Raw genomic sequence first — 659 nt, 5'->3', positions numbered from 1 at the left:
CTGTCGAAGGCGGGACGGATAACTGGGGTGAAGTCGTAACAAGGTAGCCGTATCGGAAGGTGCGGCTGGATCACCTCCTTTCTAAGGGAAGAAGTAAGGGACGTTGTCTATTGTTGAGTGATCGAAGGGGAGCACTCGAGCTTTGCTGGTGGTGATGCGCCTGGGGGAAACACCCGTACCCATCCCGAACACGATGGTTAAGCCCCAGACGGCCGATGGTACTGCACTGGAGACGGTGTGGGAGAGCAGGTGGCCGCCAGCTCCCAAAAAGAAGAAACCGGCGGAAGCCGTTTTCATATAAAGTGTGGGCTTATAGCTCAGCCGGTTAGAGCGCACGCCTGATAAGCGTGAGGTCGGTGGTTCGAGTCCACTTAAGCCCATCACAATTTAAGAATGAAAGATGAGGCTGAGGAGGTAAGGCCCACTTAAGCCCATCACAACTTAAACAAAAACTATATACGGGGGATTAGCTCAGTTGGGAGAGCGCCTGCCTTGCAAGCAGGAGGTCACGAGTTCGAATCTCGTATTCTCCACTCGGATCGGAAACGGTCCGTAAGATATGAAAATGTACCTTGAAAACCGCATATAAGAACACAAATAGAAATATCAAGACATCCGAGGTAATGTGAACACATTATTGAGAACAACGGCAGATCAAA

At 50.5% G+C, this 659-nt stretch carries 2 tRNA genes and 2 rRNA genes; all 4 read left to right on the top strand.

Annotated elements, in window-relative coordinates:
• Nucleotides 1–81 (top strand): 16S ribosomal RNA (locus B5E64_RS17740); the annotation flags it as partial.
• A gap of 63 nt (nt 82–144) precedes the next feature.
• Nucleotides 145–262 (top strand): 5S ribosomal RNA (gene rrf / locus B5E64_RS17735).
• 44 nt (nt 263–306) lie between these two features.
• Nucleotides 307–380: transfer RNA gene (locus B5E64_RS17730), tRNA-Ile, on the top strand.
• An 80-nt stretch (nt 381–460) separates the two neighbouring features.
• A tRNA-Ala gene (locus B5E64_RS17725) sits at nt 461–533 on the top strand.
• The last annotated feature ends 126 nt before the right edge of the window (nt 534–659 follow it).

This window comes from Drancourtella sp. An12 (assembly GCF_002160935.1).
Taxonomy (GTDB): Bacteria; Bacillota; Clostridia; order Lachnospirales; family Lachnospiraceae; genus Sellimonas; species Sellimonas catena.
This window is presented reverse-complemented; position numbering and strand designations above follow the sequence as displayed.